Genomic DNA, 22,987 nt, shown 5'->3' with positions numbered 1-22,987 from the left:
GTCAAGGGTGGCCGAAGGCCATCGCGAAGCGACGCGACGAAGGAGCGCTCTTGACTGACCGGCCCGACGCGGAAGGACGATGAGACTGGCGGGAACCCCCCAACCCTCCCTGAGACCGCCCCGCTTGGACCCCGCCCTCCCCCGTCACCGCCCGGCGGGACCGTCACCGCCCGGCGGGACCCGCCCCCCCCCACCCACCGCCCCGCACCCGGGGAGGCGGGTGGGCAACCACCGGCCCGCCCCAGACCCCTCGAGGGGGCGATGGCGGGCCCGCGCTCAGGACCCCGACCCCGTCCCCGACCCCGAAGGCGACGGCGACCCCGTCGGGCGGACCAGTTCGCCCAGGGTCGGGGCCGATTCCGGGCGGTTGCGGACCGCGTCCGTGCATTCCCAGGCGCGGGGCGGGTCCGTGTCCGGGCCGCCGAGGACCACGGGGCCCGGGCCCGCCGAGACGGCGTCGCTCTCGGAGAGGGTGCACACGATCTGGGCCAGGGCCGCCGGCGGCAGGTCCTCCGGCTTGCGGCTGAGGCGGACCGTGCCCGCCGGGTCTCCGGGCCGGGCCGGGGCGGCCGTCAGGCCGTCCCGTACCACGCTCGTGAAGCCGCCCTCGCGTTCCTGCTCGGACGGGACCCGCTGCAGCTCCTCCAGCAGGGCCTGCGCGACCAGCGTGACGGGGTCGCGCCCGGTCCGCTTGTCGGGCACCGGGACGACCCGTTCCACCGCGACCAGCTGCGATCCGCAGACCATCTCGATCTTGGCCCGGAACCCCTGGACCCCGCTCTGCCCGGACGGCAGGTCCGGGGTGTCGCAGGAGACCCGCGACGGGGCCGGACCCACGTCGACCGGAACGGTGGTCGCCCGGATCCCGCACCCGGCCAGAGAGAGGGAGAGGGAAAGGGAAAGAGCGAGAAAGCCCCATCCCGACAGCGCCCTACGCGTCCTCGCCGCCACCGGCGATCACCTGCCCCACGTCCACCGGGAGCCGCAGGGTGAACACGGCACCGCCCTCCGGGCCGTTCGCGGCCGTGATGTCGCCCCCGTGGATGTGCGCGTTCTCCATGGCGATCGACAGGCCCAGCCCGCTGCCGTCCGACTTCGGCCGGGAGGCGCTCGCCTTGTAGAACCGGTCGAAGACGTGCGGCAGCACCTCCTCCGGGATGCCGGGGCCGTTGTCCTTGACCGCGACGACCAGCCACTCCCCCTCGACCCGCACGGACACCCGTACCGGCGATCCGCCGTGCTTGAGCGCGTTGCCGATCAGGTTGGCCAGGATCACGTCCAGCCGGCGCGGGTCGAGCCGGGCCACGATGCCGCGTCCGGCGTCGACCTCGACGGCGTCCAGCCAGGCCCGGGCGTCGATGCACGCCGTGACCTGGTCGGCGACGTTGACGTCGTCGAGCACGAGCCGCGCCGTTCCCGCGTCGAAGCGGGTGACCTCCATCAGGTTCTCCACCAGGTCGTTCAGTCGCCGGGTCTCGCTGACCACCAGGCCCACCGCCGGCGCGATCATCGGATCGAGGTCGTCGACCTCCTCCTCCAGCACCTCGGCGACCGCCGTCAACGCCGTGAGCGGCGTGCGCAGTTCATGGCTCATGTCGGCGACGAACCGCCGGCTGGCCTCCTCCCGCGCGCTCATGTCGGCGACCTTCTTCTCCAGCGCCTCCGCCGTCCGGTTGAACGTCCGCGAGAGATCCGCCAGTTCGTCGGTCCCGGACACGTCGAGCCGGTGGTCCAGCTCGCCCTCGCCGAGCCTGCGCGCCGCCTCGCCGAGCCGCTGTACGGGCTTGAGGACGGTCCGCGCCGCCGCCTGCGCGAGCAGGGCCGAACCCAGCAGGGCCAGCCCGGTCGCGATGGTCAGCGACCAGCCGAGCGCGTTGAGGTCGTCCCGTTCGGTGGCGAGGGACTTGTACATGTAGCCGGTGGGCCCGCCGCCCACGATCCGCGTGCCGCCCACCAGGTACGGGTTGCCGTTCGGCTTCGTCCGCTGCCAGTACATGTGGTACTCGGCGTCGTTCGCGGTCGTCGTCTTCTGCCGGTCGTTCACGGCGTGCTGGAGGGACTTCGGTACGTCGTCCAGCCCGAACGAGGCCGCCCCGGCCGCGCCGAACACCAGCCGCCGGTCCTTGCGTTCGTGCACGAGCAGCACGCTGTACCCGGGGCTGCTGCCCGCCATCAGCTCGGCGGTGCGCTGCAGTTCCTCGGGGGTGGGGTCGGCGGGCAGGGCCGCGGCCCGGTTCTGCATCTCCTGGCGGAAGTCGCCGAGGGCGGCGTCCTGGGTGCGCGTGAGCACCGCCTCGCGGTTGAGCCAGTAGGCGATGCCGGAGGCGGAGACGGCGGCCACCAGGGCGACCAGGGCGAACACCACGAGCAGCCGCAGTCGCAGGCTGGTCCAGCGCCGGCCCGCGAACAGGGCCTTGATCACTGCGGTGAGTCCAGCCGGTAGCCGACACCCCGCACGGTACGGATCAGCGTGGGCGAGGAGGGCACTTCCTCGACCTTGGCGCGCAGCCGCTGTACGCACGCGTCCACGAGGCGGGAGTCGCCGAGGTAGTCGTGCTCCCACACCAGCCGCAGCAGCTGCTGGCGGGACAGGGCCTGTCCGGGCCGGCGGCTGAGCTCCAGCAGCAGCCGCAGCTCGGTCGGCGTCAGCTGGAGGTCCTCGCCGTTCTTGGTGACGGTCATGGCGGACCGGTCGATGACGAGCGACCCGAAGACGGCGGAGTCGCTGGCCTCGCGTTCGCCGCGGCGCAGCACGGCGCGGATGCGGGCGTCGAGCACGCGCCCCTGGACGGGCTTGACGACGTAGTCGTCGGCTCCGGACTCCAGGCCGACGACGACATCGATGTCGTCGCTGCGCGCGGTGAGCAGGATGATCGGCAGCTGGTCGGTGCGGCGGATCCTCCGGCACACCTCGAAGCCGTCGATCCCGGGCAGCATGACGTCGAGCACGATCAGGTCCGGCCGCTGCTCCCGGAGCAGCTTCAGGCCGTCTTCGCCCGTCGCCGCGGTGGCCACACGGTGGCCCTGGCGGGTCAGGGAGAGTTCGAGGGCCGTGCGGATGGCGTCGTCGTCCTCGATCAGCAACAGGAAGGGCACGGGCTCATTCTGTCCCATCGGCCGTCGGGACTTCGACCGTCGCGCGCGACGGATCCGACGGCGGTAGCGGCGGTGGTCCGTGCCGCGGGCTCCGGAGCACGGCCTGAGGTGGCTGTGACAGTGCTGTGACAGTCGACGGACACGCCGGTTAAGTCCGCCGGGCAGTCTTTTGTCATCGAAGCACGGACCGAAGCAGACTCCACGACGGGGGGCGCGAGATGAACACGCTGCACAGCACCACCACCAGCGCGGTTGTCACGCGGCTGCACGACGCGAACCGCCGGGCGGGTGTCCGTACGGTGCCGGGCTCCCGGCGACAGGCTCGCGTCGTAGCCATTGACGCGAACCAGTACCAGGCGGTTCCCGCCCAGCGGACCCCTTCCTCCCCGTCCTCCTCGGAGGCGGAGTTCACGGCGTACGTACAGGAGCGGCGCGCGGCGCTGTACGCGACGGCCTTCCACCTCACCGGCGACCGCCACGAGGCCGAGGACCTGCTGCAGAGCGCGCTGTTCTCCACGTACCGCGCCTGGGACCGGATCAGCGACAAGGCCGCGGTCGGCGGCTACCTGCGCCGGACGATGACGAACCTGCACATCAGCGCGTGGCGCCGGCGCAAGCTGAACGAGTACCCGACGGAGGAGCTGCCGGAGACGGCCTCCGACACGGACGCGATGCGCGGTACGGAGCTGCGCGCGGTGCTCTGGCAGGCGCTGTCGCGGATCCCGGAGCCGCAGCGCACGATGCTGGTGCTGCGCTATTACGAGGGCCGTACGGACCCGGAGATCGCGGAGATCCTGGGCATCAGCGTGGGCACCGTGAAGTCGAGCATCTGGCGCTCGCTGCGCCGGCTGCGCGAGGACGAGGCGCTGAGCTTCGGGCAGGACGAGGCGGAGTCCTTCGGGGAGCTCGTCGCGTAGCGCCACGGGCACACACCACAGACCACCGGCCAGGGGGTCCGTCCTACGGGGGTGGGGCGGAGGCCATGGGGGGATGGGAGCGGGATCAGGCGGTCGGGGGTCCGCTTGGTCCCGCTTCCTCTTTGCGCCCGGGCCGCGTGAGCGGCCCGGGCGCCTTTTCGTGCGTCCGGGGCTTCGCGCGTCCGGGCTTTCGCGCGTCCGGGGCCCTGGACGTGCGTCCGGGGCCCCTTCCGTGCGTACCGCTACGCGGCCGCGGTGGTGGCCGAGCGGTGGCGGCCTGCGGCCGCCGCGGCGAGGCGGCCCAGGGCCTCGTCGCGGCCGCAGGCGTGGGCGCCGAGGGCGACGTGCCGGGCGACGATGCCGCGTTCGGCCCGCATCAGGCGCAGGCCCCGGCGCACCAGGAAGGGCAGGGACTTGCGGCCCTCGCGCAGGTCGCGGGCGAGCCTGCGGCGGAAGGTGGTGGAGGGGCGGCCGCGCAGGCAGATGGCGTCGGCGAGGAGGCCGAGTTCCTGGCAGCGGGCGGCGATGTCGGCGGCGAAGATGCCCTCCGCGATGAACAGCGGGGTGCGGGAGATGTCGAGGGTCTCCGTGCCGGTGCGGGAGCTGGTCGCGATGTCGTAGACGGGGACCTCGGTGCGGCCGGTGCGGCAGAGTTCGGCGACGGCGGCCACGGCGACGTCGGCGTCCCAGGAGCGCGGGGAGTCCCAGTCGATGTCGGAGCTGCCCTCGACCAGGGGGAGGGTCGGGTCCGCCTGCTCCTTGTAGAAGTCGTCCAGGCGCAGTACGGGCAGGCCCGAGCGGGCCGCCAGCGAGGACTTGCCGGAACCCGAGGGACCGGTCAGGAGCACGACGCGCGTCGGAAGGGGAGATGAACAGCTCACGGGAGACCAGTGTGAGGCATGACCCGGCGTATCGACACACTGCCGACAGGCCCTGCGACCGGTCTCACACGGCGGGTTGGAATCCCGGAACCCTCCTCGACTACGCTGTGTGCGCACGCGACTACGACCACAGGCGGGAACCATGGCACGTCACGCAGCCTCCGACTCCTCTTCCAAGCGGCTCCGCTCGGCCGGACTGACCCTTTCCATGGCCGGCGCGGCCCTGGCCATGGCGGCCGGCGGGGCCCAGGCCGGGGAGCTGGACCCGGCGGCGGCCGTCGCCGGGGTCGTCGACCCGATCGCGAACCTGAAGGTGAACCCGCTGGCCCACACCGGGGTGGACCCGCTGGACAACGGGGTCGGCACGAAGGTGGCCGACTTCCCGGCGGTGGGCACCACGATGGTGACGGGGGTGCTGACGCAGGGGCCGTCGGTGAAGGAGGTCCCGGGGGCGGCGGTCTCGTCGCTGCTGGGGCCGGTGCTCCCGAAGCCGTAGCGGCGGCGGACGCGCGAGGGCCCCGGCAGCACGGGGGTTTGCTGCCGGGGCCGGTTCACGCGGGGCCCTGGTGGAGCGGGGCCCTGGTGGGGCGGGGCCCTGGTGGGGCGGGGCCCTGGTGGGGCGGGGTCCTGGTGGGGCGGGGTCCTAGTAGGAGGAGCCGCCCGAGCCCAGCGACCCGGTGGGGTGCCAGACGGTCTTGGTCTCCAGGAACGCCGTCATGCGCGTCGTGCCCGGGTCGGCGGCCCAGTCGTCCACAGGCTGTGGACGCAGGACGCGCTTGAGGTTGTCGGCCGCGGCGATCTCCAGCTCCTTGGCGAGGGCCGTGTCCGCGCCCGCGAGGTCGATCGCGTTGACGTCCTGGTGGGCCGCGAGGTGCGGGCCCATCTCGGCGGCCTTGCCGGAGAGGATGTTGACGACGCCGCCCGGCAGGTCGGAGGTGGCGAGCACCTCGCCCAGGGAGAGGGCGGGCAGCGGGGCCTTCTCGCTGGCGATGACGACGGCGGTGTTGCCCGTCGCGATCACCGGGGCGATCACCGAGACCAGGCCCAGGAAGGACGACTCCTGCGGGGCCACGACCGTGACAACGCCGGTCGGCTCCGGGGTGGAGAGGTTGAAGAACGGGCCCGCGACGGGGTTGGCCCCGCCCGCGATCTGGCTGATCTTGTCGGTCCAGCCCGCGTACCAGACCCAGCGGTCGATGGCCGCGTCGACGACGGCCGCCGCCTTGGACTTGGACAGGCCCTCGGCCTCGCCGACCTCGCGGACGAACTGGTCCCGGCGGCCCTCCAGCATCTCGGCGATGCGGTAGAGGATCTGGCCGCGGTTGTACGCGGTGGCGCCCGCCCAGCCGCCGAAGGCCTTGCGCGCGGCGACGACCGCGTCACGGGCGTCCTTGCGGGAGGACAGCGGGGCGTTGGCCAGCCACTTCCCCTTCGAGTCGCTCACCTCGTACACCCGGCCGCTCTCGGAGCGGGGGAACTTGCCCCCGACGTACAGCTTGTAGGTCTTGAAGACGCCCAGACGGGTCGCAGAAGACTCAGACATCGAGGTAGCCCTCCAGGCCGTGGCGGCCGCCCTCGCGGCCGAAGCCCGACTCCTTGTAGCCGCCGAAGGGCGAGGTCGGGTCGAACTTGTTGAACGTGTTGGCCCAGACGACGCCCGCGCGGAGCTTGTTCGCGACCGCGAGGATGCGGGAGCCCTTCTCCGTCCAGATGCCGGCGGACAGCCCGTACTGGCTGTTGTTGGCCTTGGCGACGGCCTCGTCCGGGGTGCGGAAGGTGAGCACGGACAGGACCGGGCCGAAGATCTCGTCGCGGGCGACGGTGTGCGCCTGGGTGACGTTCGTGAAGAGCGTCGGGGCGAACCAGTAGCCGGAGGAGGGCAGCTCGCAGGCCGGGGACCAGCGCTCGGCGCCCTCGGCCTCGCCGGTGTCGGCCAGGGCCGTGATCCGGGCGAGCTGCTCGGCGGAGTTGATCGCGCCGATGTCGGTGTTCTTGTCGAGCGGGTCGCCCAGGCGCAGGGTGCTCAGGCGGCGCTTGAGGGAGTCGAGGAGCTCGTCGTGGATCGACTCCTGGACCAGGAGGCGGGAGCCCGCGCAGCAGACCTGGCCCTGGTTGAAGAAGATGCCGTTGACGATGCCCTCGACGGCCTGGTCGACGGGGGCGTCGTCGAAGACGATGTTGGCGCCCTTGCCGCCCAGCTCCAGGGTGACCTTCTTGTCGGTGCCGGCGATCTGGCGGGCGATGGCCTTGCCGACCGCGGTGGAGCCGGTGAAGGCGACCTTGTTGACGTCGGGGTGGGCGACGAGTTCGGCGCCCGCGTCCCCGTAGCCGGGGATGATGTTGACGACGCCCTTGGGGAGACCGGCCTGGCGGCAGATGTCCGCGAAGAACAGTGCCGAGAGGGGGGTGGTCTCCGCCGGCTTGAGGACGACGGTGTTGCCGGTGGCGAGGGCCGGGGCGATCTTCCACGCGAGCATCAGCAGCGGGAAGTTCCACGGGATGACCTGGCCGGCCACGCCGAGCGGGCGCGGGTTCGCGCCGTAGCCCGCGTGGTCGAGCTTGTCGGCCCAGCCCGCGTAGTAGAAGAAGTGCGCGGCGACCAGGGGGAGGTCCGCGTCGCGGGTCTCCTTGATCGGCTTGCCGTTGTCCAGGGTCTCCAGGACGGCCAGCTCGCGGCTGCGCTCCTGGATGATCCGGGCGATGCGGAAGAGGTACTTGGCGCGCTCGGAGCCGGGCAGCGCGGACCACTTCTCGAAGGCGCGGCGGGCGGCCTTGACGGCGCGGTCGACGTCGGCGGCGCCGGCCTGGGCGACCTCCGCCAGGACCTCCTCGCTGGAGGGGCTGACGGTCTTGAAGACCTTGCCGTCGGCGGCGTCGGTGAACTCGCCGTCGATGAAGAGCCCGTAGGAGGGGGCGATGTCGACGACCGAGCGGGACTCGGGAGCCGGTGCGTACTCGAAGAGAGAGGCCATGGTGATCAGTCCACCGTCACGTAGTCGGGTCCGGAGTAACGCCCGGTGCTCAGCTTCTGGCGCTGCATGAGCAGGTCGTTCAGCAGGCTGGAGGCGCCGAAACGGAACCACTCGTTCGTCAGCCAGTCCTCGCCCGCGGTCTCGTTGACCAGGACCAGGAACTTGATGGCGTCCTTGGTGGTCCGGATGCCGCCGGCCGGCTTCACGCCGATCTGGATTCCAGTCTGCGCCTTGAAGTCGCGGACGGCTTCGAGCATGAGCAGGGTGTTGGCGGGGGTGGCGTTGACGCCGACCTTGCCGGTGGAGGTCTTGATGAAGTCGGCGCCCGCGAGCATGCCGATCCAGGAGGCGCGGCGGATGTTGTCGTACGTCGACAGCTCGCCGGTCTCGAAGATGACCTTCAGCCGGGCGGCGGTGCCGTCCTCGCGGACGCACGCCTCCTTGACGGCCTTGATCAGCTCGTAGGTCTCCAGGTAGCGGCCGGCGAGGAAGGCGCCACGGTCGATGACCATGTCGATCTCGTCGGCGCCGGCGAGGACGGCGTCACGGGTGTCGGCCAGCTTGACCGGCAGGGCGGCGCGGCCCGCCGGGAAGGCGGTGGCGACGGAGGCGACCTTGACGTCGGCGCCGTTCAGGGCCGCCTTGGCGGTGGCCACCATGTCGGGGTAGACGCAGACCGCGGCGGTCGTGGGCGTCGTACGGTCCAGGGGGTCGGGGTTGACGGCCTTGGCGGCGAGCGACCGGACCTTGCCCGGGGTGTCCGCACCCTCGAGCGTCGTCAGGTCGATCATCGAGATGGCCAGGTCGATGGCGTACGCCTTGGCCGTCGTCTTGATCGAGCGGGTGCCGAGGGAGGCCGCGCGGGCCTCCAGTCCGACTGCGTCGACGCCGGGCAGCCCGTGCAGGAAGCGGCGCAGCGCGCTGTCGGACGTCGTCACGTCAGCGAATGCGGTGAGGGTGGTGGGCATGGTCACCAGATGAGCATATCTACGCGCGTAGCGACCTGTCACCCCCCTCGTGCACATCTGGGCGTGACATCCGCCATCGGTGCACCCGGCTCCCCTGCACCGGTGGCCCCGGGGCGGGCATGCGGCACAATCGGCGGCATGAGCACACCCTCCCCCCATGAGCCGGCGTACGCCGATCGCGTCTACCGCTCCCCCATGGCCGTCGTCACCGGGGTGCTGATCCTGGCGATGATCGTGTGGCTGTGCGGGGACGCCGTCGTGCGCGGCGTGGGCGACGGCCGGTGGATCGGGCTCGCGGCCGCGCTGTGCGCCGTGCCGCTGACGGTGGCGTTCACCATCCGGCCGGCGGTCTTCGCGAACGAGGACCGGATGCGGGTGCGCAACCCCTTCCGGATCATCGAGCTGCCCTGGGGGATCGTCGACGCGGTGCGCGCCGGGTACTCGGCGGAGGTGCTGGCGGACGGGGAGAAGTACCAGCTGTGGTCGGTGCCGGTGTCGCTGCGCGAGCGCAAGAAGGCGAACCGCTCGGCCGGCCGGCGCGAGGCGCCGGGCGCCGGGGGCGCCGCCGGGACGGGGGGCAAGGGGCCCGCGTCCTCGCCCGTGGCCCGGGCCTCCGCCGACAAGGCCGTGGACGAGCTGACTGAGCTGGCCGAGCGCGGGGCCGGCCGGCCGGGCGCACAGGGGCCGGTCTCCGTGCGGTGGGCCTGGGAGATCATCGTCCCGGCGGTCGTGGGCGCGGTGGCCCTGGCCGTGCTGCTGGCCGTCGGATAGGGCATCCGTCCCCTTTCGGGTGCGGGCTGACCGGAACCGCCGCCGCCGGGGGCGGCGTCCTCGCTGGTGTGCACCGTCATGAGGGCAGCGGCAGCGCCGCCACCGCCACACAGCTCCCGGTCCGTCCCCGGCTCCTGATCGGGGCCCTGCTGGCCGCGCATCTGATGGTCGTCGGATGGCTCACCCTGAGCCCCCTGGACGTGCCATGGGCGGCGGCCGCGAACCTGACCCCGCTGGAGGGGATCCGGGCCGACCTGGCGATGGGGCCCCTGGAGGCCGCGCGGCGGATCGGCGAGGGGCTGGCGCTGCTGGCCCCGCTGGGGGTGCTGCTGCCGCTGGCCGGGGGCCGGCTGGCGGCCGGACCGCTGGCCGCGTGGTCCTCGCTGGCGCGGACGGCGGCCGCGGCCGTACTGATCTCGCTGAGCATCGAGATGCTCCAGACGGCGGTCCCCGGGCGGGTACTGGACGTGGACGCCCTGCTGCTGAACACCGCCGGGGTGGTGATCGTGCACGTGGCGGTCGTACCGGCGCTGCGGGCCCGCCTGCGCAGGCCCCTGACCTCCCCCGACGCCGCTCCTCAGGGGAGCACCCCGAGAATTCCCAGGGTCGGGCTCGGCCCGTGGACCGACGTCCTGTCGGCGGTACCGCGCGAATATTGATTCATCGCGCCGAGCAAGAAAAAAGGAAAGCGCGCGAATCCCGATACGAAGGAGAACACCATGAGCGCGCTGACCCGCCCCCGTGACGGACGGCTGATCGGCGGCGTCTGCGCCGGACTGGCCAGGCGGTACGGAATGAAGGCCCGCACGATGCGGCTCATCTTCCTGCTGTCCTGCCTGCTGCCGGGCCCGCAGTTCCTCATCTACCTCGCGCTGTGGGTGCTGATCCCGAACGAGAAGTCCGGGGTCGGCGCGGCGAACACCGCCTGGTGATCGACCGGCTGGTGATCGAGTCGCGCTGAGGCCGTGGTCAACCGGCCTTCCGGACCTTCTCCAGCTGCTTGTCGGCGACCTCCTGCGGAACGGCCGCCTTCTGGCCGGCGCCCGCCACGTTGAGGGCCATCAGCCGGACGACGGTGGCGCCCTGGCGGACGACGACCAGGTGGACCTGGGCCGAGACGCCCTGGGCGGAGGCCGTGGTGGTCCAGCTGACGCTCTCGTCACCGGAGGTCTTGAACGGGACCGCCTTCACGTCCCGGTAGGTGCCGGTCTGCTTCTGGATGGTGGCGGTGAAGCCGGAGCCGCAGGCCGCGACGGCCTCGCGGAGCCGGGAGACGACCTTCTTGGCGTCGGCCTCGTCGTAGGAGCTGACGGAGGCGGAGACGGCGAGGCCGACCTGCTTCTGGGAGCCGATGCCGCGGTTGACGGTCTCGTGTGCGGCCGGGTCGGGCTTGTCGCCCATGATGTCGGCGAGCGGCTGGCAGGCCTTCCTGTCGGCCTGCGGCTGGCCGTCGGGGGCATTGGGGTTCTTGCCCTGCGCGGAGACCTGGTAGCCGGGGAGGTCGCCCTGCTGGAAGGCGGAGGCCTCCAGGCGGGCGTCCTTGGCCTTGGGGGCCGGGGAGCCGGCCGGGGCGCCGGAGGCGCCGGACGCGCCGGCGGAGGGGGCGGCGGCCGCGGAACCCTTGGGGTCCGGGCTCTTGCCGGCCGCGGGGGCGTCCGTACCGCTGCTGCAACCGGCGGCCCCGAGGAACAGGGCGGGGAGCAGCGCGAACGTCGTCGCGGGCGTCTTGAAACGTGCCGTGATGCGCATGACCGGACCTCATACCCCGTGCGTCGGCGGGCAGTTGGTGGTGATCGTGGCACACCGCGCCGCGTGGCGCACACCGCCTCGAAGGGGTGTGCGCCACGCGAGCGGGCGTGCGAATCCGGGGTGCGGATCAGCCGCCGAGGCCGGGCAGCGGGGGCAGGCCGCCGAGCAGCTGGCTGACCGGGGCGGCGGGGTCGCTCTGGCCGCCCTGCTGGGCCTGGTCCGTCTGGTTGGTGACGGCGCTGGCGGTGCTGGTGACGGTGCCGAGGGCGTCCGTCAGGTTCGGGGTGGGGAGCGCCGAGGCGGAGGCGGTACCCGCGGCACCCGCGGCGAGGGCGGCACCAATGACAGCGACACCGAGGGACTTGGCAGCAGACTGCTTCATGAAAAATCGTCCTTGCGACGGGGAATCGAGCGGCTCCGCAAACTAGTCACTTCAAACCCCGTCCCGCAAACATCCGCAAATACGAGGAAGCGCCCGGGAATTGGTTCTCCCGGGCGCTTCCGCAATGTCATGCCGTGGCCTAGGCCGAGACAGATCCGCTGGTGGAAGCGGTCTGACGGAAGAGCCACTCGGACTTCAGCTCCGCGTAACCGGGCTTGATCACGTCGTTGATCATCGCCAGTCGTTCATCGAAAGGAATGAACGCGGACTTCATCGCATTGACGGTGAACCACTGCATGTCGTCGAGCGAGTAGCCGAAGGTGTCGACCAGGTGCTCGAACTCGCGGCTCATGCTGGTGCCGCTCATCAGCCGGTTGTCGGTGTTGACCGTCAGCCGGAAGTGCAGCTTGCGCAGGAGGCCGATCGGGTGCTCGGCGTAGGAGGCGGCCGCGGCGGTCTGCAGGTTCGAGGTGGGGCACATCTCCAGGGGGATGCGCTTGTCCCGGACGTACGAGGCCAGGCGGCCCAGCTTCACGGAACCGTCGGCGGCGACCTCGATGTCGTCGATGATCTTCACGCCGTGGCCCAGGCGGTCGGCGCCGCACCACTGGAGGGCCTGCCAGATCGACGGCAGGCCGAAGGCCTCGCCCGCGTGGATCGTGAAGTGGTTGTTCTCGCGCTTGAGGTACTCGAAGGCGTCGAGGTGGCGGGTGGGGGGGAACCCGGCCTCGGCGCCGGCGATGTCGAAGCCGACGACGCCGTTGTCCCGGTAGCGGTTGGCCAGTTCGGCGATCTCCAGCGCGCGGGCCGCGTGGCGCATGGCGGTCAGCAGGGCGCCGACGCGGATGCGGTGGCCGTTGGCCTTGGCGCGGCGCTCGCCCTCGCGGAAGCCGTCGTTGACCGCCTCGACGACCTCTTCGAGGCTCAGACCGGCCTCCAGGTGCTGCTCGGGGGCGTAGCGGATCTCGGCGTACACGACGCCGTCCTCGGCCAGGTCCTCGGCGCACTCGGCGGCGACCCGGAAGAGGGCCTCCTTCGTCTGCATGACGGCGCAGGTGTGCGCGAACGTCTCCAGGTAGCGCGGGAGGGAGCCGGAGTCGGCGGCGTCGCGGAACCAGACGCCCAGCTTGTCGGCGTCGGTCTCGGGGAGCTTGTCGTAGCCGACCTCGGCGGCCAGCTCGATGATCGTGCCGGGGCGCAGGCCACCGTCGAGGTGGTCGTGCAGCAGCACCTTCGGGGAGCGGCGGATCTGGTCCGGGGTGGGCTTTTCGGTGGTCTCGCTCGTCATTCCGGCACTCTACTCCTACGCGCGTAGAGCAACCCGTCGGCGGCGGGCGTCGATATGTAACAGAGACCGTACGGACGGGTGGCATACACCTGCCGGTCTGAGACTGTTCCGCCATGGCACAGCATGCGCCGCCGGCGCGCGGGGCCCGCCTGGGGCGGGCGGCCGGCGCGAACGGCTCGGACTCGATGGTCAGTGGTGTGGTCCTCCTGCTCCCGGGAGCGTCCAGAACGTCCCCCGGTCCGGTGCGCCCGCTCGCGCGGGCACTGGCCCGGGCGGGCGGGGCGGAGGGGCTGGTGGCGCACGCGGTGCTGCACGGCCCGCAGGACCGGGAGGCGGCCGCGCGGTGGGCGGCGGACGAGGCGCTGCGCCGGTACGGGGACGTGCCGGTCTGCCTGGCCGGCTACGGCGCCGGGGGCCGGGCGGCGCTGCGGGCGGCGGGGCACGGGGCCGTCAACGCGGTGCTGGCGCTGGCCCCTTGCTTACCGGACGAGCTGCGCGGCGGGTCCCCTGAACCGGTGAAACAGCTCGCGGGGCGGCAGGTGCTGATCGTGCACGGGACGAACGACGCCCGCAGCGATCCGGAGACCTCCTTCCGGCTGGCGGCCCGGGCGAAGAAGGCGAATCGTTCTACCTGCCGGTTCGAGGTGCACTCCGACGGGCACGGGCTGCGGGAGCACCGGGCGGAAGTGGTGGCGCTCGCGGTGGACTTCGTCCTCGGCGCGATGTTCTCGGGGCGGTACTCGCGGCCGGTGGCGGACGCGCTGGCGGCGCCGCCGCCGCTGGGGCTGCGGATGCCGCTGGCCTCGGGGTTCGGGCGGTCGCTGCGGGGGTGAGGGCGGGGCCCGGCCGGCGGTGCGGCTCGGCGTCCCGCGCGTAGAGTGAGGAGTGGACTCGGGGACTCTGGGCGGTTTTCGCTCCGGGAGGCGATGGGCCATGGCCACGATGGTGCGGAGGAACTTCGACAGCGCCGACGAGACCCGGCCGTTCGAGGACGGCAAGGGCCGGCTGGACGTGATCGAGACCGAGAACGGGGCCGTCGGACGGGCGGTCTTCGAGCCGGGCTGGCGCTGGTCGGAGCACATCAAGCCGTTGGCCGGGACCGACAGCTGCGAGTCGGCGCACACCGGTTACATGCTGAGCGGGCGGATCCACGTCGTCATGGACGACGGGCAGGAGGAGGAGTACGGCCCCGGCGACTTCATGATGATCGCGCCCGGGCACGACGCGTGGGTGGTCGGCGACGAGCGGGCCGTGGCGCTGGACTGGACGGGGTACGGCAGCTACGCGAAGCCGCGGTAGGGCGGTCTCGCGGGGCGGGGGCGGGCGCGCGGCGTCCGTCGGTGCCTGCCGCTCCGCCCCCTCACGGTCGGACGGCACCGATGGATGCGGCGCGACCGCCCCCGGCACGCCGTGCTCCCCACTGTGCCGGTTCGGCATATGGGGGACGTCCGGATAGGGGCGTCGACTTGTCGCCTTGCGGGAACCCGAGGGGTTTATAAAGGGTCACAGGCAGGGACGAATAGGCATATGCCAGTCGATGCCGACGGAGCCGATGGATCCGACCTGAGCCCTGCCGCGCGGCGCCTGTACGCCTTCGCGGTGGAGCGCCACGCCTTCACCCCCGCCGAGGCCACCGCCGCGCTGGGCGCCCGGGCGGGCGCGGCCGTCACGGAGCTGGCCGCCGCCCATCTGCTCCAGCGGGCCCCGGGCGACGGCCCGGAGCGCTGGAGCGCGGTCGCGCCGCGCGCGGCGGCGGCCCGGGCGCTGGCCCCGCTCGCGCTGCTCGTACGGGAGACCCATGACGAGATGGACCGGCTGCGGGGGCGGCTGGAGGCGCTGGTCCCGGCGTACGAGGCGGGCAGCGCGCACCGGGACGACGGCGGGGCGGGCGGCCTGGAGCTGGTGACCGACCTGGGGGCGGTGCGGGGCCTGATCACCGAGCTGGTGGCGGGGTGCGAGCAGGAGCTGCTGACCTCCCAGCCGGGCGGCGGCCGCCCCCAGGAGACCCTGGAGGAGGCGGTCGGCCGGGACGAGTCCCTGCTGGCGCGCGGGGTCCGGATGCGGACCATCTACCAGCACACGGCCCGCTACTCCCGTCCGACCGCGGCGTACGTGGAGCGGGTGACGGCCCTGGGGGCGCAGGTGCGGACCCTGGGCGACGGCCTGATGCGGATGCTGATCTTCGACGCCCGCACCGGCCTGATGTCCGTCCCGGACCGCCAGGGCGCGGCCCTGCTGGTCCGCGAGCCGAGCGTCGTCCACTTCATGACGGCCGCCTTCGAACGCTCCTGGCTGGGCGCCAGCCCCTTCCCGACGACGGTGAGCCCGGAGGCCGCGAAGTCCCTCTCGGACGAACTCCGCCAGACCATCGTCCGGCTCCTGTCGGAGGGCCTGGAGGACAAGGTCATCGCCCGCCGCCTGGGCATGTCGGAGCGCACCTGCCAGCGGCACATCGCGGAAATCATGCGCGCGGTGGGCGCCAAGTCCCGCTTCCAGGCCGGGTACTTGCTGTCGGCGGCGGCCGGGTGCCGGGAGGGGGAGGAGGAGGGGCGCGGGCAGGGTTAGGCCGGGGGTTCCAGTTCGGGGATGAGGCGGCCCCGGCGGGAGAGGAGGAAGCGTTTGAAGGCGGCCACCGGCGGGGTGTCCGGGTGGCCGTCCAGCCAGGCCACGCCGATCTCGCGGACCGCGCGCGGGGCCGTCACGGTCAGTTCGACCACGCCCGGGCGCGGGACCGGGGGCGGGGGGAGCAGGGCGACGCCCAGGCCCGCCGCGACCAGGCCGCGCAGGGTTTCGGCCTCCTCGCCCTCGAAGGCCACCTTCGGGGTGAAGCCGGCCTCCGCGCACAGGTCGTCGGTGATGCGGCGCAGGCCGTAGCCGGCCTCCAGGGTGACGAACGTTTCCTCGGCGGCCTCGGCCAGGCGGATGCGCTTGCGGACCGCGAGGCGGTGGTCGTCCGGGACCACCAGGCGCAGCCGCTGCTCGTCGAGGCGGCGGGCCACCAGGTCGGGGGCGTCGGGGACGGGCGAGGTGAGGCACAGGTCGAGTTCGCCGGCGCGGAGCTTCTCCAGCATGGCCTCGCCGTAGTTCTGGACGAGGGCGAAGCGGACGCGGGGGTGGTCGGCGCGGAAGGCGCGGATCAGGCCGGGGACGGTCTCGGGGCCCAGGGTGTGCAGGAAGCCGAAGGCGACCTTCCCGAAGCCGGGGTCGGCGTCCTGCTGTACGGAGCCGGCGGCGCGGGCGATGCCCGCGAGGGCCTCCTCGGCGGAGGCGAGGAAGGTGCGGCCGGCGGTGGTGAGGGCGACGGTGCGGCCCTTGCGGGCGAACAGCGAGACGCCCAGGTCCTGTTCGAGGCGGACCATCGCCCGGGACAGGGTGGACTGGGGTACGCCCAGCTCCTGGGCGGCGCGGGTGACGTGCTCGTGCCGGGCGACGGCGACGAACTGGGCGAGGCGGGGGGCCAGGCCTTGTGTCACGGCCATGTCTTCTTCGTAACGGTTCATTGATATCCGAGGCCCTGGGCTGGGGTGATGCGCGGGTGGATTGATTATCGCCCGTTTGTGCATTGGACGCATGAAAAACAGGGGCCTACTTTCGACGTATGCCTCCCGCTCATACCGGGGCACCCGTCATCCCGGGTGCCTCCACCCCGTCGTCCCCCGAGCCCCTCTCCCCCGGCCTCCCCGGCTACCGCCGGATGAGCCTCGCGCTCTTCGCCGCCGGGCTGGCGACCTTCGCCCTCCTCTACTCCACCCAGGCCCTGCTGCCCGCGGTCTCCGCCGGTTTCGGCGTGACGGCCGGTCAGGCGAGCTGGACGGTGTCCGCGGCGACCGGGGCGCTCGCCCTGTTCGTGCTGCCGCTCAGCGCGCTGTCCGAGCGGTTCGGGCGGACCCGGATGATGACCTGCTCGATGGTGGTGGCCGTCGGCATCGGCCTGCTGGTGCCGTTCGCGCCGAACCTGGAGTGGCTGGTGGCGCTGCGCGCCGTGCAGGGTGCGGCGATCGCCGGGATCCCCGCCTCCGCGATGGCGTACCTGGCGGAGGAGGTCCGGCCCAAGGCGCTGGTCGGGGCGATCGGCCTGTTCGTGGCCGGCAATTCGATCGGCGGCATGAGCGGCCGCATCGTCACCGGCTGGGGCGCCCAGCTGTGGGGCTGGCGGGGCGGGCTGCTGGCCGTCGGCGTGATGGCGCTGGCCTGCGCGGTGGCCTTCCTGGTGCTGCTGCCCCGGGCGCGGTTCTTCCGCCCGGCCTCGCTGAACCCGCGCGCGGTGGGCCGTACGGTCGCCGGGCACCTGCGGGATCCGCTGCTGCTGCGGCTGTACGGGATCGGCGCGCTGTTCATGACGGTCTTCGGGGCCGTGTACACGGTCATCGGCTACCGGCTGGTGGAGGCGCCCTTCTCGCTGGGCCAGGGCGTGGTCGGCTCGATCTTCCTGGTCTACCTGGTGGGTACGGCCTCCTCGGCGGCGGCCGGGCAGCTGGTGGCGCGGACGGGGCGGCGCGGCGCGCTGTACCTGGCGGTGACCACGACGGCACTGGGGCTGCTGCTGTCGCTCGCCGACTCGCTGTGGCTGATCCTGCCGGGCCTGGTGCTGATCACGGCGGGGTTCTTCGCGGGGCACGCGGTGGCCTCGGCGGCGGTGAGCCGGACGGCGAAGGCGGGCCGGGCGCAGGCCTCCGCGCTGTACCAGTCCGCGTACTACCTGGGCTCCAGCGCGGGCGGCACCCTGGGCGCGCTGGCCTACCACGCCTCGGGGTGGGCGGCGACGGTCGGGATCGCGCTGCTGGCGGTGCTGGGCGTCGTCTCGATCACCCTGTACGGCTCGCACGCGGCCCGCGTGGAGCGGCGGCTGCCGGGCGCGGCGGCGGCGGCGCGCTGAAGTCCCGTCCGACCCCTGTGCGGCGTGCGCGAGTCGCTCTAGCGTGGGAGGCATCGGCGCCCCCACGGTGCGGGTGCCGCAGGGGAGGACCGATGGCGGGGATACGCGTGCGTGCGCGGCGGCGGGCCGCGATGGTGTTCGGCGGGGCGCTGGCGCTGGCGGCGCCGATGGTGGTCGTGGGGGGCGGGGCGGCGCAGGCCGCCGAGGCCGCCGCCTCGTGCAACGTGACGACGGGGCCGTACCAGCGGCAGGTGGAGCAGTTCCTGGGGCGGCCGGTGGACGGGGTGCAGTCGGCGGCCGACTGCACGGCCATCCAGTCCTTCCAGGCCACCCACGGGATCACCCCGACGATGGGGTACGCGGGGCCGCTGACCTGGCAGACGATGAGCATCATGCTGGCGCAGCGGGCGGCCGGGAAGAACCCGAACGCGGCGGGGCAGTGCCCCACCAACCTGGGGCGGATCGCCTGCGTCGACCTGACCCGGCAGCTGAGCTGGATCCAGGACGGGGCGACGCTGAAGTACGGGCCGGTGGCGGTGCGCACCGGCAAGGCGGAGACCCCGACGCGGACCGGGCTGAAGAAGATCTACTACCGCAACATCAACCACTGGTCGACGATCTACAACGTGGCGATGCCGTACGCGCAGTTCTTCGACGGGGGCATCGCCTTCCACTCGGTGACCAAGAGCATGTGGAACCCGCCGGGCTCGGGCGGCTGCGTCAACATGACGACGGCCGACGCGAAGGCGTACTGGAACATGCTGTCCAACGGCGAGGACGTGTTCGTGTACGGGCGCAAGCCCGGCACCTGACCTGACAGGCCGCACCTGACCTGACAGGCCGCGCGGCGCTCCGGCTGCCGTTGTCAGACCCCTCCGGTAGTTTCCGAGGTGACGGACGACACCCTGGGGGACGGCAGCCATGAGCGACCTCGCGACCACCTCTTCGGAGCTCGACCCGGAGCTCGACGCGGCGATGGAGCGCTACCGGGTCGAGCTGACCGGGTACTGCTACCGGATGCTCGGCTCGGCCTTCGACGCCGAGGACGCGGTGCAGGACACGTACGTGCGCGCCTGGCGGTCGTACGCGAGGTTCGAGGGCCGCTCCTCGCTGCGGTCGTGGCTGTACCGGATCGCCACGAACGTCTGCCTGGACCTGCTGAACGCCGGGAAGAAGCGGGCCCGGCCGATGGACCTCACCGCCCCGCAGCACCAGGCGTCCGCCGTGCTCAACGAGCGGCCGGAGGTGACCTGGCTGGAGCCGGTGCCGGACGGGCGGGTGCTGCCGCAGACCGCCGATCCGGCGGAGATGGCGCTGGCGAAGGAGTCCGTCCGGCTGGCGTTCGTGGCGGCGCTCCAGCACCTGCCGGCGAAGCAGCGGGCGGTGCTGATCCTGCGGGAGGTGCTGGCCTGGAAGGCGGACGAGGTCGCCGGGCTCCTGGAGACCACGGTGGCCTCGGTGAACAGCGCGCTCCAGCGGGCCCGGGCGACCCTGTCGGGGCAGGCCCTGCGGCCGAGCGATCCGGCGGACCCGCTGGACGCGGAGCAGACGAGGCTGCTGGAGCAGTACCTGTCCGCCTTCGAGGCCTACGACATCACCCGGCTGACCGCCCTGCTGCACGAGGACGCGGTGCTCTCGATGCCGCCGTTCGACCTGTGGCTGCGGGGGCCGCGGGACATCGCGGCCTGGCATCTGAACCAGGGCATCGGGTGCAAGGGCTCGCGCCTCATACCGACCACGGCGAACGGGCTGCCGGCCTTCGGGCAGTACCGTCCGCGCGAGGACGGGCGGCCGGGGCACGTGCCGTGGGCGCTGCAGGTGCTGGAGGTCTCAGGGGGCCGGATCGTCGGCCTGAACGCCTTCCTGGACACCGCCCGGTGGTTCCCGCTGTTCGGGCTGCCCGAGGAGCTCGACGAGGCCCACGAGGTGGAGTAGGGCCCGCAGGGCGGGGGTCGCGCCGCTGACCCTGAAGGGGGCGCGGTGGCGGCGGGCGGTGAGGGCCATGCGGGCCAGGGCGTCGACGGTGGCGAGGGTGGGCGGGCCGGCCGCCCTCGCGTCGCAGACGATCTCGCGGGGGCCGGCGCGGCAGGCCTCGCCGACGCGGGCGCAGAGCGCGGGGACGTCCGGCCGGGGGCCCTCCAGGGCCAGGGTTGTGGTCTGCACGGGTGGATGACCGTCCGCGGCCGCGGAACTCATCGGTGGGGGGCCTGCGGTGTCCCCTACCCGCCCTTCGCCCGTTCCCCGGGGGGGGGGCCCCCCCCCCCCCCCCCCCCCCGCCCCCCCCCCCCCCCGGGGGGGGCCCCCCCCCGGGGGGGGTTTTGAGCCGCCGGCCCCCCCCCCCCCCCCCGCCGCCCCCCCCCCCCCCCCCCGGGGAGGGGCCGGCGCTGGCCGCGGGGGCGGTGGTGCTGCGGCCCGGTCTGGTGATCGGGGCCGGGGACCGTTGGCTCGTCCCGGCCCTGGACCAGCTCCTGGGCGCGACCGGAGCGCTGTGGGAGGGCGGACGGGCCCTGCTGTCGGTGGTGGCGGTCAGGGACCTCGCCCGGCTCATCGCCCGCCTCGCGCTCGGAGCGGGTCCGGCCGGAGGGAGCGTCTGGCACGCCAGCCATCCCGTGCCGGTCAGGGCCGCCGACCTGGTGGGGGCACTCACCGAACGGGGGGTGCTCGCGCCCGTGGACGGGCACCTCAGCGAGGCCGAATGCCTGGAGCGGATGGCGGCCTCGGGCTGCCGGGTGGGGCCCAGCCAGTTCAAGCTCGTCGCGCAGGACCACTGGTATGACAGCGCCCCGGTCTGGGACGCCGCAGACTGCCCGCCCGGGCCCGGCCCGCTGACCTGCCTGGACGAGGCCGCCCCCTGGTACCGGGAGTTCCTGGCCCGGGTGTGAGCGTGGGTCGTGCTGTGGGTTTGTGGTCGGTGGGGCCTGAGCCGTTGGACGTCGGAACGTGTTGTGTACGGTGGACGCCGTTTTGGTGTTCGGGTGAGGGGAGCGGGCGGTGGCGGACGGGGCGTGGGGTGCGGTGGTGCGGTTGTTGTGGGGGCCGCCCGTGACGCCGGCGCGGGGGCCGCGCCGGGGGTTGACCCTGGGGCAGATCGCGGGGGCGGGGGTGGGGATCGCCGATGCGGCGGGGCTCGCCGGGGTGTCGATGCAGGGGGTGGCCGGGGAGCTGGGGGTCACCAAGATGGCCCTCTACCGGTACGTGCCGGGCAAGGCCGAGCTCGTCGCGCTGATGGTGGAGGCGGCCCTGCCCGACCCGGGCGCCGGGCTGGACTCCGCGCTGGCGGCGGCCGGGGGTGGCTGGCGTGAGCGGCTCGGGGTGTGGACGCGGGAGCTGCTGGCCGGGTACCGGGAGCATCCGTGGCTGCTGGACGCGACCATGGGGGCGCGGGCGTTGGGGCCGCGGGAGGTCGGGTGGCTGGAGCGGGCGCTGGCCGCGCTGGAGGGGCGCGGGCTGAGCGGGGCGGAGGCCATGGACGTGGTGGTGCTGCTGACCGGGCACGTGCGGGGGATCGCCGGACAGGAGCGGGGGGCGGACGGTACGGCAGGTGTGGACGCCGAGCTGGGGGCCGTACTCGCGGCGGTGGTGGCCGAGCGGGGGGAGGAGTATCCGGCGCTGGCGGTGGCGTTGGGGTCCATCGCGCGGCACGGGGGGCAGGACCAGGGGCTGGAGTTCGGGCTGGAGCGGATCCTCGACGGGGTCGGGCTGCTGGTGGAGCGGCGGGTCGGGGGCTGAGGTTGGGTGTTGGGGTGGTGGCGGTGGCGGTGGCGGTGGATGCCACCGCCTTTTGTGTGTGGGGTGGGGTGTGGGGGCGGTGTTTGTGCGGGGAGCGGCGGCGGGGTGAGGGGCGTTAACGGCGTTAACGGTTGGGGGCCCTGGGGTGGTGGGGCGTCGGCGGTTGGGGGCGGGTGGTGGCCGGGCGTGGGAGGGGTGACGGTGTTGACGGTGGTGGGGTGTCGACGGCGTCGGGGCGGTGGGTGGCGTTAACGGCGTTAACGCCGTTAACGGTGCTGCGTAGACGGAGTGGCAGCCGGTGCTTGCGCGGTGGTGTCGTGTGGGGTGGGGCCGGGGGCGGGCGTTAACGGCGTTAATGGTTGGGGGCGGGGGTCCCCGGGGTGGGGGAGTGTTAACGGCGTTAATGGGTTGGGGGGTGGGGTTGGGCCGGTCTGGGGGAGTTCGGGGCAAGGGCGGGTGTTGGCGGCGTTAACGGGGGGTGGTGCTCCGGTGGGAGTCCGGTCCGGCTCCGGCGGGGGACCCGACTGTGGCGCAGGACGCCACGCCACGTATCCCATTCCGCGCGGCGGACCGCTGATGCGGCGGATGCGGTGTGGAGAGCCCCCCATGGTCAAGCAGGAACGTGCGGCACGCACGAGGGAATCGCTGGTGCGCGCCGCCGCGGAGGTGTTCGCCGAGGAGGGGTTCACCGCCGCGTCGATCGCCGTGATCAGCCGGCGGGCCGGAGTGACCTCCGGCGCCCTGCACTTCCACTTCGACGGGAAGACCTCCCTCGCCCTGGCCGTGGAGGAGCGGGCCGCGCGGACGCTGCGGGAGGCGGCCGCGGCCCAGGACCGACGCGGCAACGCCGACGGGCCGTTGCGGGTGCTGGTCGGGTCCACGTACACGATGCTGGCGCTGCTGGCCGAGGACATCGTCGTGAGGGCCGCGTTCGCGCTGTGCGCGGACACCGGGCACAGCAGCCGGATGGACCTGCGCCGGCAGTGGCGGCTGTGGGCCGCGGAGTTGCTGGTCGCCGCCGAGCGGGCGGGGCAGCTGGCCGAGGGGGTGTCCCCGCTGGAGGCGACTCGGCTGGTGGTGGCGGTGACGGTCGGGCTGGAGGGGCTCGCGGGTGTCGAGCCCGGACGCAGCGCACGGCAGCTCCTGACCCGGATCTGGACCGTGGTCCTGCCGGGGATCGCTCGCGACGAGGCGGTGGCTGCGGTCCTCGCGGAGGCATCCGAGGACAATGAAACAGACTGACTGGTTTGATTTTTGAGCCCCTGAGGGTGTTATATGGCTACTGCTGCGAGGCGGCTGAGAGGCCCTGCGTTGCCATGGGTGGCTGCGTAACCGGTAAAAGCCCAGGTCAAGTGGGT

General features: G+C 73.1%; 26 protein-coding genes. 14 read left to right on the top strand and 12 right to left on the bottom strand.

The genetic code is table 11. The features are described 5' to 3' along the window. Window positions 1–276: 276 nt before the first annotated feature. The 3 genes from AB0O29_RS19875 to afsQ1 form a co-directional block, all read right to left on the bottom strand. Window positions 277–837: a hypothetical protein gene (locus tag AB0O29_RS19875; protein WP_365153225.1), complete on the bottom strand. Its 561-nt coding sequence runs from the start codon at window positions 835–837 to the stop codon at window positions 277–279. Between the two features lie 94 nt (window positions 838–931). After that, window positions 932–2,422: a HAMP domain-containing sensor histidine kinase gene (locus AB0O29_RS19870; RefSeq protein ID WP_365153224.1), complete on the bottom strand. Its 1,491-nt coding sequence runs from the start codon at window positions 2,420–2,422 to the stop codon at window positions 932–934. Continuing rightward, window positions 2,419–3,096 carry a two-component system response regulator AfsQ1 gene (afsQ1, locus tag AB0O29_RS19865; RefSeq protein WP_365153223.1) on the bottom strand — a complete coding sequence of 226 codons (678 nt, stop codon included), beginning with the start codon at window positions 3,094–3,096 and terminating at the stop codon, window positions 2,419–2,421. Before afsQ1 ends, AB0O29_RS19870 begins: the two co-directional genes overlap by 4 nt. A 218-nt stretch (window positions 3,097–3,314) precedes the next feature. Between afsQ1 and AB0O29_RS19860 the strand changes: the two genes are divergently transcribed. Continuing rightward, the gene (locus tag AB0O29_RS19860; protein ID WP_365153222.1) at window positions 3,315–4,013 is read left to right on the top strand and encodes a SigE family RNA polymerase sigma factor; all 699 of its coding nucleotides are present in this window, start codon (window positions 3,315–3,317) and stop codon (window positions 4,011–4,013) included. Between the two features lie 242 nt (window positions 4,014–4,255). On the opposite strand, the gene AB0O29_RS19855 is transcribed toward AB0O29_RS19860, so the two are convergent. Beyond that, window positions 4,256–5,038: a uridine kinase gene (locus tag AB0O29_RS19855; RefSeq protein WP_365153221.1), complete on the bottom strand. Its 783-nt coding sequence runs from the start codon at window positions 5,036–5,038 to the stop codon at window positions 4,256–4,258. On the opposite strand from AB0O29_RS19855, the gene AB0O29_RS19850 reads away from it, so the two are divergent. Beyond that, complete coding sequence (locus AB0O29_RS19850; RefSeq protein WP_365153220.1) at window positions 5,037–5,390, top strand: hypothetical protein; 354 nt, start codon at window positions 5,037–5,039, stop codon at window positions 5,388–5,390. The genes AB0O29_RS19855 and AB0O29_RS19850 overlap by 2 nt on opposite strands. 147 nt (window positions 5,391–5,537) lie before the next feature. Here the strand turns inward: AB0O29_RS19850 and AB0O29_RS19845 are convergent, their stop codons facing one another. The 3 genes from AB0O29_RS19845 to deoC are packed head-to-tail and all read right to left on the bottom strand — an operon-like array spanning window position 5,538 to window position 8,834. Then, the gene (locus AB0O29_RS19845) at window positions 5,538–6,437 is read right to left on the bottom strand and encodes an aldehyde dehydrogenase family protein (RefSeq protein WP_365153219.1); all 900 of its coding nucleotides are present in this window, start codon (window positions 6,435–6,437) and stop codon (window positions 5,538–5,540) included. Continuing rightward, on the bottom strand, window positions 6,430–7,866 hold the full coding sequence (locus AB0O29_RS19840; protein ID WP_365153218.1) for an aldehyde dehydrogenase family protein: 1,437 nt from the start codon (window positions 7,864–7,866) through the stop codon (window positions 6,430–6,432). The genes AB0O29_RS19845 and AB0O29_RS19840 overlap by 8 nt, the downstream gene beginning before the upstream one ends. A gap of 5 nt (window positions 7,867–7,871) precedes the next feature. Then, a complete protein-coding gene (gene deoC, locus AB0O29_RS19835) occupies window positions 7,872–8,834 on the bottom strand; it encodes a deoxyribose-phosphate aldolase (protein ID WP_365153229.1) in 963 nt (320 codons plus the stop codon). A 138-nt stretch (window positions 8,835–8,972) separates the two neighbouring features. On the opposite strand from deoC, the gene AB0O29_RS19830 reads away from it, so the two are divergent. From AB0O29_RS19830 to AB0O29_RS19820, 3 genes are all read left to right on the top strand, one after another. Continuing rightward, window positions 8,973–9,605 carry a PH domain-containing protein gene (locus tag AB0O29_RS19830; RefSeq protein ID WP_365153217.1) on the top strand — a complete coding sequence of 211 codons (633 nt, stop codon included), beginning with the start codon at window positions 8,973–8,975 and terminating at the stop codon, window positions 9,603–9,605. 164 nt (window positions 9,606–9,769) lie between these two features. Next, window positions 9,770–10,264 (top strand): VanZ family protein, encoded by a 495-nt coding sequence (locus AB0O29_RS19825; protein ID WP_365153228.1) that lies wholly within the window; start codon window positions 9,770–9,772, stop codon window positions 10,262–10,264. 60 nt (window positions 10,265–10,324) lie between these two features. Next, entirely contained in the window at window positions 10,325–10,537 is a 213-nt protein-coding gene (locus AB0O29_RS19820) for a PspC domain-containing protein (protein ID WP_365153216.1), read from the top strand. Between the two features lie 37 nt (window positions 10,538–10,574). Here AB0O29_RS19820 and AB0O29_RS19815 read toward each other — a convergent pair whose 3' ends face one another. The 3 genes from AB0O29_RS19815 to AB0O29_RS19805 all read right to left on the bottom strand — a co-directional run bounded on the left by AB0O29_RS19815 (window position 10,575) and on the right by AB0O29_RS19805 (window position 13,024). Then, window positions 10,575–11,354: a hypothetical protein gene (locus AB0O29_RS19815; RefSeq protein WP_365153215.1), complete on the bottom strand. Its 780-nt coding sequence runs from the start codon at window positions 11,352–11,354 to the stop codon at window positions 10,575–10,577. 127 nt (window positions 11,355–11,481) lie between these two features. Continuing rightward, window positions 11,482–11,736: a hypothetical protein gene (locus AB0O29_RS19810; protein ID WP_344163910.1), complete on the bottom strand. Its 255-nt coding sequence runs from the start codon at window positions 11,734–11,736 to the stop codon at window positions 11,482–11,484. A 139-nt stretch (window positions 11,737–11,875) separates the two neighbouring features. Next, a complete protein-coding gene (locus tag AB0O29_RS19805; RefSeq protein ID WP_365153214.1) occupies window positions 11,876–13,024 on the bottom strand; it encodes an adenosine deaminase in 1,149 nt (382 codons plus the stop codon). Window positions 13,025–13,137: 113 nt separating this feature from the next. Here AB0O29_RS19805 and AB0O29_RS19800 point away from each other — a divergent pair, with 113 nt between their 5' ends. From AB0O29_RS19800 to AB0O29_RS19790, 3 genes are all read left to right on the top strand, one after another. Beyond that, a complete protein-coding gene (locus AB0O29_RS19800) occupies window positions 13,138–13,857 on the top strand; it encodes an alpha/beta hydrolase (RefSeq protein ID WP_365153213.1) in 720 nt (239 codons plus the stop codon). 100 nt (window positions 13,858–13,957) lie between these two features. Beyond that, complete coding sequence (locus AB0O29_RS19795) at window positions 13,958–14,323, top strand: cupin domain-containing protein (RefSeq protein WP_365153212.1); 366 nt, start codon at window positions 13,958–13,960, stop codon at window positions 14,321–14,323. A 228-nt stretch (window positions 14,324–14,551) separates the two neighbouring features. Next, on the top strand, window positions 14,552–15,589 hold the full coding sequence (locus tag AB0O29_RS19790) for a helix-turn-helix transcriptional regulator (protein WP_365153211.1): 1,038 nt from the start codon (window positions 14,552–14,554) through the stop codon (window positions 15,587–15,589). Here the strand turns inward: AB0O29_RS19790 and AB0O29_RS19785 are convergent. After that, complete coding sequence (locus tag AB0O29_RS19785) at window positions 15,586–16,524, bottom strand: LysR family transcriptional regulator (protein ID WP_365153210.1); 939 nt, start codon at window positions 16,522–16,524, stop codon at window positions 15,586–15,588. The two genes, AB0O29_RS19790 and AB0O29_RS19785, sit on opposite strands and share 4 nt — an antisense overlap. 98 nt (window positions 16,525–16,622) lie before the next feature. Here AB0O29_RS19785 and AB0O29_RS19780 point away from each other — a divergent pair, with 98 nt between their 5' ends. The 3 genes from AB0O29_RS19780 (at window position 16,623) to AB0O29_RS19770 (ending at window position 19,835) form a co-directional block, all read left to right on the top strand. Then, window positions 16,623–17,900: an MFS transporter gene (locus tag AB0O29_RS19780; RefSeq protein ID WP_365153209.1), complete on the top strand. Its 1,278-nt coding sequence runs from the start codon at window positions 16,623–16,625 to the stop codon at window positions 17,898–17,900. 167 nt (window positions 17,901–18,067) lie between these two features. Continuing rightward, window positions 18,068–18,712 (top strand): L,D-transpeptidase, encoded by a 645-nt coding sequence (locus AB0O29_RS19775; RefSeq protein ID WP_365153227.1) that lies wholly within the window; start codon window positions 18,068–18,070, stop codon window positions 18,710–18,712. Window positions 18,713–18,821: 109 nt separating this feature from the next. After that, window positions 18,822–19,835, top strand: a complete 1,014-nt coding sequence (locus tag AB0O29_RS19770; RefSeq protein ID WP_365153208.1) for a sigma-70 family RNA polymerase sigma factor — start codon at window positions 18,822–18,824, stop codon at window positions 19,833–19,835. Here AB0O29_RS19770 and AB0O29_RS19765 read toward each other — a convergent pair. After that, a complete protein-coding gene (locus AB0O29_RS19765; protein WP_365153207.1) occupies window positions 19,731–20,063 on the bottom strand; it encodes an STAS domain-containing protein in 333 nt (110 codons plus the stop codon). The genes AB0O29_RS19770 and AB0O29_RS19765 overlap by 105 nt on opposite strands. Window positions 20,064–20,302: 239 nt before the next feature. Here AB0O29_RS19765 and AB0O29_RS19760 point away from each other — a divergent pair, with 239 nt between their 5' ends. The 3 genes from AB0O29_RS19760 (at window position 20,303) to AB0O29_RS19750 (ending at window position 22,871) form a co-directional block, all read left to right on the top strand. Then, on the top strand, window positions 20,303–20,782 hold the full coding sequence (locus tag AB0O29_RS19760) for a hypothetical protein (protein ID WP_365153206.1): 480 nt from the start codon (window positions 20,303–20,305) through the stop codon (window positions 20,780–20,782). A 220-nt stretch (window positions 20,783–21,002) separates the two neighbouring features. Further along, window positions 21,003–21,629, top strand: coding sequence for a TetR/AcrR family transcriptional regulator (locus AB0O29_RS19755; protein ID WP_365153205.1), 627 nt, complete (start codon window positions 21,003–21,005; stop codon window positions 21,627–21,629). Window positions 21,630–22,235: 606 nt separating this feature from the next. After that, the gene (locus tag AB0O29_RS19750; protein ID WP_365153204.1) at window positions 22,236–22,871 is read left to right on the top strand and encodes a ScbR family autoregulator-binding transcription factor; all 636 of its coding nucleotides are present in this window, start codon (window positions 22,236–22,238) and stop codon (window positions 22,869–22,871) included. Window positions 22,872–22,987: the final 116 nt, after the last annotated feature.

This window comes from Streptomyces sp. NPDC089915, assembly GCF_040684675.1.
Lineage (GTDB): Bacteria > Actinomycetota > Actinomycetes > Streptomycetales > Streptomycetaceae > Streptomyces.
This window is presented reverse-complemented; position numbering and strand designations above follow the sequence as displayed.

Excerpts from the sequence above, each read along its gene's own strand:
- AB0O29_RS19860 (WP_365153222.1), top strand. The coding sequence starts at position 3,315 with ATGAACACGCTGCACAGCACCACCACCAGCGCGGTTGTCACGCGGCTG.
- AB0O29_RS19850 (WP_365153220.1), top strand. The coding sequence starts at position 5,037 with ATGGCACGTCACGCAGCCTCCGACTCCTCTTCCAAGCGGCTCCGCTCG.
- AB0O29_RS19855 (WP_365153221.1), bottom strand. The coding sequence starts at position 5,038 with ATGGTTCCCGCCTGTGGTCGTAGTCGCGTGCGCACACAGCGTAGTCGA.
- AB0O29_RS19845 (WP_365153219.1), bottom strand. The coding sequence starts at position 6,437 with ATGTCTGAGTCTTCTGCGACCCGTCTGGGCGTCTTCAAGACCTACAAG.
- AB0O29_RS19840 (WP_365153218.1), bottom strand. The coding sequence starts at position 7,866 with ATGGCCTCTCTCTTCGAGTACGCACCGGCTCCCGAGTCCCGCTCGGTC.
- deoC (WP_365153229.1), bottom strand. The coding sequence starts at position 8,834 with ATGCCCACCACCCTCACCGCATTCGCTGACGTGACGACGTCCGACAGC.
- AB0O29_RS19830 (WP_365153217.1), top strand. The coding sequence starts at position 8,973 with ATGAGCACACCCTCCCCCCATGAGCCGGCGTACGCCGATCGCGTCTAC.
- AB0O29_RS19825 (WP_365153228.1), top strand. The coding sequence starts at position 9,770 with ATGGTCGTCGGATGGCTCACCCTGAGCCCCCTGGACGTGCCATGGGCG.
- AB0O29_RS19820 (WP_365153216.1), top strand. The coding sequence starts at position 10,325 with ATGAGCGCGCTGACCCGCCCCCGTGACGGACGGCTGATCGGCGGCGTC.
- AB0O29_RS19815 (WP_365153215.1), bottom strand. The coding sequence starts at position 11,354 with ATGCGCATCACGGCACGTTTCAAGACGCCCGCGACGACGTTCGCGCTG.
- AB0O29_RS19810 (WP_344163910.1), bottom strand. The coding sequence starts at position 11,736 with ATGAAGCAGTCTGCTGCCAAGTCCCTCGGTGTCGCTGTCATTGGTGCC.
- AB0O29_RS19805 (WP_365153214.1), bottom strand. The coding sequence starts at position 13,024 with ATGACGAGCGAGACCACCGAAAAGCCCACCCCGGACCAGATCCGCCGC.
- AB0O29_RS19800 (WP_365153213.1), top strand. The coding sequence starts at position 13,138 with ATGGCACAGCATGCGCCGCCGGCGCGCGGGGCCCGCCTGGGGCGGGCG.
- AB0O29_RS19795 (WP_365153212.1), top strand. The coding sequence starts at position 13,958 with ATGGCCACGATGGTGCGGAGGAACTTCGACAGCGCCGACGAGACCCGG.
- AB0O29_RS19790 (WP_365153211.1), top strand. The coding sequence starts at position 14,552 with ATGCCAGTCGATGCCGACGGAGCCGATGGATCCGACCTGAGCCCTGCC.
- AB0O29_RS19785 (WP_365153210.1), bottom strand. The coding sequence starts at position 16,524 with ATGAACCGTTACGAAGAAGACATGGCCGTGACACAAGGCCTGGCCCCC.
- AB0O29_RS19780 (WP_365153209.1), top strand. The coding sequence starts at position 16,623 with ATGCCTCCCGCTCATACCGGGGCACCCGTCATCCCGGGTGCCTCCACC.
- AB0O29_RS19775 (WP_365153227.1), top strand. The coding sequence starts at position 18,068 with ATGGTGGTCGTGGGGGGCGGGGCGGCGCAGGCCGCCGAGGCCGCCGCC.
- AB0O29_RS19770 (WP_365153208.1), top strand. The coding sequence starts at position 18,822 with ATGAGCGACCTCGCGACCACCTCTTCGGAGCTCGACCCGGAGCTCGAC.
- AB0O29_RS19750 (WP_365153204.1), top strand. The coding sequence starts at position 22,236 with ATGGTCAAGCAGGAACGTGCGGCACGCACGAGGGAATCGCTGGTGCGC.